Origin of the sequence: Mesorhizobium sp. M7A.F.Ca.ET.027.03.2.1, from assembly GCF_003999175.1 — a bacterium.
Taxonomy (GTDB): domain Bacteria; phylum Pseudomonadota; class Alphaproteobacteria; order Rhizobiales; family Rhizobiaceae; genus Mesorhizobium.
Window position 1 is genome coordinate 1 of sequence record NZ_RZOM01000373.1, and the last position, 5,248, is coordinate 5,248.

At 62.0% G+C, this 5,248-nt stretch carries 6 protein-coding genes; 3 read left to right on the forward strand and 3 right to left on the reverse strand.

All coding sequences use genetic code 11. The annotated features are described in order from the left end of the window. The 3 genes from EN750_RS17340 to EN750_RS17350 all read left to right on the forward strand — a co-directional run. Positions 1–964 (forward strand): D-arabinono-1,4-lactone oxidase (locus EN750_RS17340; protein ID WP_145967741.1); only part of this gene is annotated, 964 nt, incomplete at its 5' end. Positions 965–979: 15 nt separating this feature from the next. Beyond that, complete coding sequence (locus EN750_RS17345) at positions 980–1,612, forward strand: hypothetical protein (protein ID WP_127397138.1); 633 nt, start codon at positions 980–982, stop codon at positions 1,610–1,612. Positions 1,613–1,708: 96 nt separating this feature from the next. Then, positions 1,709–2,239, forward strand: coding sequence for a dihydrofolate reductase family protein (locus EN750_RS17350; protein WP_127397139.1), 531 nt, complete (start codon positions 1,709–1,711; stop codon positions 2,237–2,239). A gap of 27 nt (positions 2,240–2,266) precedes the next feature. On the opposite strand, the gene EN750_RS17355 is transcribed toward EN750_RS17350, so the two are convergent. From EN750_RS17355 to EN750_RS17365, 3 genes are all read right to left on the reverse strand, one after another. Further along, positions 2,267–2,788: a hypothetical protein gene (locus EN750_RS17355; RefSeq protein WP_013530041.1), complete on the reverse strand. Its 522-nt coding sequence runs from the start codon at positions 2,786–2,788 to the stop codon at positions 2,267–2,269. A gap of 149 nt (positions 2,789–2,937) precedes the next feature. Then, entirely contained in the window at positions 2,938–4,068 is a 1,131-nt protein-coding gene (locus EN750_RS17360; RefSeq protein ID WP_127397140.1) for a hypothetical protein, read from the reverse strand. Between the two features lie 6 nt (positions 4,069–4,074). Next, positions 4,075–4,509: a hypothetical protein gene (locus EN750_RS17365; protein ID WP_127268292.1), complete on the reverse strand. Its 435-nt coding sequence runs from the start codon at positions 4,507–4,509 to the stop codon at positions 4,075–4,077. Positions 4,510–5,248: the final 739 nt, after the last annotated feature.

Consider the following 5,248-nt stretch of genomic DNA (forward strand, 5'->3'; position numbering starts at 1 on the left):
GGTGACCGCCTGCTCGCCGACCGAGAACACCGATCTGTTCCGGCACGTCGTGGGCGGCTACGGCCTGTTCGGCGTGGTGCTGGAGGCGACGCTCGATGTCGTCGACAACGCCGTCTACCGGACCTCGCGCGAAATCATCAGATCGGACGATTTTCCGAAATTCTTCGCCGAGGTGCTGGAGCCGAACAAGGAGATCGGCCTGTTCTACGGCCATCTGTCGACGGCGCCCGGCAATTTCCTCGAGGACATGATCGTCTACCGTTACGACAAGGTGGCGGAGCAGCCGCCGGCGGATCAGCCTGAGATCGGCGAGCCGGGTTCGGTCGGGTTGAAGCGGGTGATCATCAACCTGGCGAAATGGGGCAGCCTGTTCCAGGAGTTGAAGTGGTTCACCGAAAAGACGCTGGAGCCGAAATTCGAAAGCTGCACGGTGGCGCGCACCTCAGCCATGGCCGAGGGCGAGGCTTGTCTCGTCACCCGCAACAACCCGATGCACGATTCGGTCCCCTATCTCTTCAACGATCGGATGGAAGAAACCGACATCCTGCACGAATATTTTATTCCACGTGCCGCCTATGTCGAATTCATCGCGGAAGCGCGCGAGATCCTGCGCAACCAGACGCTGCCGGTGCTCAATGCTTCGGTGCGCATCGTCCACAAGGAGGATGTGGCGCTGACCTACGCGCCGGAGCCGGCCTATTCGCTGGTGCTCTACATCAACCAGCCGACCGATGCCGACGGCAATGCCAGGATGCGGGCGCTGACGCGGGCGCTGATCGACGTGACGATCAAGCATGGCGGGCGCTTCTTCCTGCCTTACCAGCTGCATTACACGGCCAGGGAATTGCTGGCCTCCTATCCCGAACTGCCGGCCTTCCTGGCGGCGAAGCGGCAGTATGACCCGACGGAACTGTTTTCCTCGACCTTCTACCGTGCCATCAAGGCGCTGAGCGGGGTGGCGTAGACTTTAGGAGACTTCATGCGCAAGGTATCAGCCGCGGCACTCATCCTCATCGCGCTGTGCGCTGGCCCTGCCGGAGCCGAGGATCTCAAGGCCTTCAAGCTGACCATCGATGGTGTGACGGTCGATATCGATCCCGGCGAGAGCGCAGACGTGACCCTGCCTGGCGGCAAGCGGAGCAAGGTGACGCTCGAGCGCAACGACTTCGCCACCTTTTCCGGCAGCGTCTTCTCCTTCGTTCACCCCAGCAACATTTCGGTGACCAAGACCGACATCGGCGATGATATCACGCAGTATCTGATGGCGTCGGCTCTCGGCACGATCGTCGTGGTGCAGGAATATGGCGCGATGAATCCGGTGTCGCTTAACCAGCTGATGCTGCAGGAGATGACCAAGGAATCGGTGCAGGCCGGCGCCACGCTGACGCAGGAGCCGACGACGCGAAAACTCGCCGACGGCAAGGAATTGACCGGCATCCACGCCGAGGTGAAGACACGCACCGACACCGCCGATTTCGAGATCGTCGGCTTCGGCGTTGCCGATCGGGGGCTGTTGTTCATCACCCGCGTTGCCGGCGAGGATGCAGCGACCGAAAGGCCGCTGATCGACAAGTTTTGGCAAAGCCTGAAAGTCAAATTGCAGCGGGACTAGGGTCGTGTCCTGGTTTGGATTTTCGGTTGGGTCCACACTTTTGCGTAACGGCGGCTCAAGTTATTCTGACGATCCGGAGGGCGGAGATCCTGCAGCATGGCGAAGCTCATTTTCAGAATGAACCAGTCCCTCGACGGTTACGTCGACCACCAGAAAATGCCGTCAGGCCCGACAATCTTTCGTCACTGGATGGAGCAAGTGCGCAATTTGAGCGGCAGTGTGTACGGTCGCGGCATGTACGAGGTCATGCGCTATTGGGACGAAGACAGTCCTGAGTGGAACGCGGAGGCGCACGAATTCGCGGCGGCGTGGCGGAGCCAACCGAAATGGGTTGTGTCGCGCTCGCTGAAGTCGGTCGGCCCCAACGCCACACTTGTCGCGGATGACGTCGAGGCGGTGATAGGTGGGCTGAAGGCAGAGCTCGTCGGGGAGATTTCAGTTTCCGGACCGGACCTGGCACGAAGCCTGACCGACCTTGGTCTTATCGATGCGTACCAACTCTATTTCCACCCGTTCGTGCTTGGTCAGGGTAAGCCATTCTTCGCCGGCCCCCGGCCACCGCTTCGCTTCGTGGCCAGCGATCTGATAGGCGACGACGTGATCAGGTTGACCTATGTGCCTTCCTGATCACGCGGTCGTCAAACGCCGGCGGGCCTAAAGCCCCTTCGGCATCAATCCGGCCAGCCAGTTCACGGAGCGTTTCGCGGCGTCGGCGGTTGCCGAAGCGGCGCGGCCGAGATCGGTCTTGACCACGGCGTAGCCGTTCTTGGTGCGATAGAGCACACCGGTTCCGCCATCGACCACCTGTTCATAGGCGACGGGCCGGGCGGCATCGGCTTCCATGGCCGTCGTCGGCGAACCGACCGAGACGCTCGGCCGGTGGCTCAATTCAGGCGGCAATGGGCTTTCGGTCCTGACAACCCGGCTGGCGGGCTTCAGTTCTGGGCGCGATGCGGTCGCGGCCAGTTGCGAGGAGGACGACGAACCCTTCGTGCGGCAGATGCCGGAGACGAGCGGATAATTGAAATTGCGCTCGTGCAGCATTTGGCTCTTCATCGCCGCTTCGCACTCGGCGACGGTCGACCACTTGGCCGGCGTCTCGCCGATATATTCGCAAAGCTTGGCGTCGCAGTCGCAGCCGACAATGGTCATGGCGACAAGGGCGGTCTTGATCACGGTCTTGTCCCTTCGAGATGCCCCCGGCAGCCCATTCATTTCTTCCCATTCCTTCGCGCGCGAACAAGGCGGGATTTGGCCGCGATTGTGGAATGGGCGTGGCGGAGCGCAGGAAATGCATGATCCTGGCCGGGCGTGGCCGAAAGGCCTCAGTAGTCGTAGACGTGTTCAAGCCTGGCGCCGGCCTTGATCAGCGCCGGCAGCACGAGATGCAGCTTGCGCACGGCGACGATCATGCCGGTGCGGCGCATCGCCGGGTCGGCCGGCAGCGGATAGCTGAACAGGATGCGCATGCCTTCGGGGATGGCGATCGTATCGGTGGAGAGCACGGTGACCATGATCTCGTCATTGCCGCCGATCTCGACGAAGGAGACGCCCTTGTCGATCAGGCGCGGGATCATTTCGGTGAACACCTGATAGCGCCTGGTGACGAAGATAGTGCCGTCAGCGCCCATGTCGCGTTCGAGCAAGGTGTCGGGCTCGTTGCGGGTGGCTTCGCCGACGGGTCCCTTGGCCCAGACATGGATGTCGAGCAAAGCGGGGTCCATCGTGGCAGCGAGGGCCTTGGTGATCAGGTCGGCATAGCCCTGCTTGATGGTGTCGGCGAGGCCGAAGGCCAGTTTGCGTTCGCTGGTGCGGATCGAACTATCGCCCGCCGCCGGCTGCACGGCAAACAGGCCGGCGCGCTTGTCGGCATAGGGGAACTGATACCAGGGCACCTGGTCGAGAAACCCTGCATAGTCCGCCGCCACCTTGGCCTGATAGATGTCGGCGGCGGTGCGCTTGGCCGTCGTCGCCTCGGTGATGCGGCCGACCGTGTTCTCATAGGCCCACTGCAATATATGCTCGATCGAGTGGCTGGTGCCGATGATGACCAGCATCTGGTGGTTGGCGTAGTTGAACTTGTAGGGAGAACTGGCGCGGATGACCATGGCGTAGTCCTGCCAGAAGCGGCCGACATAGGACCAGTAGGGGAAGCTGCTCGGCTGGTCCTTGTCGACGAAGCCGGCATATTCGCGCGCGGCGTAGACGATCGCCCATTCCGGATAGGTGAGGAAGGTCGATTCCTCCGGCCGCTGGTAGCCGAGGATCTCGGCGCGGGCCTTGTCGGCCAGCGCCTTGGGCGGCGCGCCATCGGCAATTCCGGGCAGCGGCGTCTTGTCGAGCGACGACGTCGTCAGAAAGCCGTAGCTCAGCCCGGCGATCGGGATGAGGATGACGATGACGATCACCCAGAGGATCGTCTTGATGATGCGCTTCAGCCAGCGGAACAGGAACATGGCCAGTCAGGCCGTGGCGAAGTGTTCGTGTATGCGCCTGGCCAGCCGGAAGCCGACATAGACGGCGAAGCCACCAATGACGAGGTGCGGCAGGTTGGCGAAGAAGCGGGCCGGGAATTCGATATCGTTGAGGGAGCGGAAGCCGTTGATGAAGATACCGGCATCGAGGCAGCCGGAACCGGTGATCAGCCCGAGCACGCCGTCGAACAGGTAGACCGAACCGAACAGCTTGAAATAGAACACCGCCTGGCGGTGCGAGATGAAGGCGGCGGCCAGAGCCCAGACGCCGGAGAAGGCGTGCAGCAGGTCGTCATACCATTGCAGCGAGAACAGGCCGAACAGATTGCCGTCGGCGTCGTTGAACGCCGGTATGTAGCCGATGGCGACGACGCCGAAGAACAGGAAGGCATAGGCGACGGCAAGCTTCTGGATGAGCGTCATGAAGTGTCCCCCTCGAAGAGTCCGCCTGAAAACAGACTCTGACGCTGGGATACTAACTGATTTTGGCGCGCGGTGAAGCGGCGCCCGCGAGATCTCCGGCGAAGGATATCGAGGGGCAAAAAGGCAGTCGGCGCCGGGATTTCTCCCAGCGCCTCCCTGTCAGATCAGGACACGGTCGCGGCAGCAACTTCCGTAAAGTCGTCGCGCCTTGCCGGCCTTGATTTTGACGGTCCTGCCAGTCCGCCGCCCGAGAGCAGCGTCCGTTCGGGACCACGCCGGTTTTCACCCTTGCGGGCTTTGCCCTGCGCACCATCGAAGGTTTTTGCCGTCCTTCATGGCAGCATCGGTCCGCCGTAGGCGTTGGCACGCTTTCCGCGGCCCCGTAGGTCTCGGCTCCGTCCCTCGAAACAGGCAAGCCTGCTCTCGCTTCGGGCCGTACGGGCCTCAGGAAATCCGCCTTTCACTTCGCCTTTCGGCTTGATGATCGGTAGCCGCCTGAGATGGATTTAATGTACGCCGGGTAAGGGACCTGGGGAATGGCCGCTGGCCTGTGGATAGCGGGATTATCGGGGATCAAGCTGGGACAACGAAATTTTCCTGTCCGCCACGATGGGCGTCATCGGCGGACATTCGGCCTTGCCCTACCGCCCGGTGCGGTCTTCAATGCCGGCAAAGGATCGGACCTGCATGTCCGGCGCCGGGGAGGGCGGGTATTTGAAAGTTGGAGTGGTTCTCAACC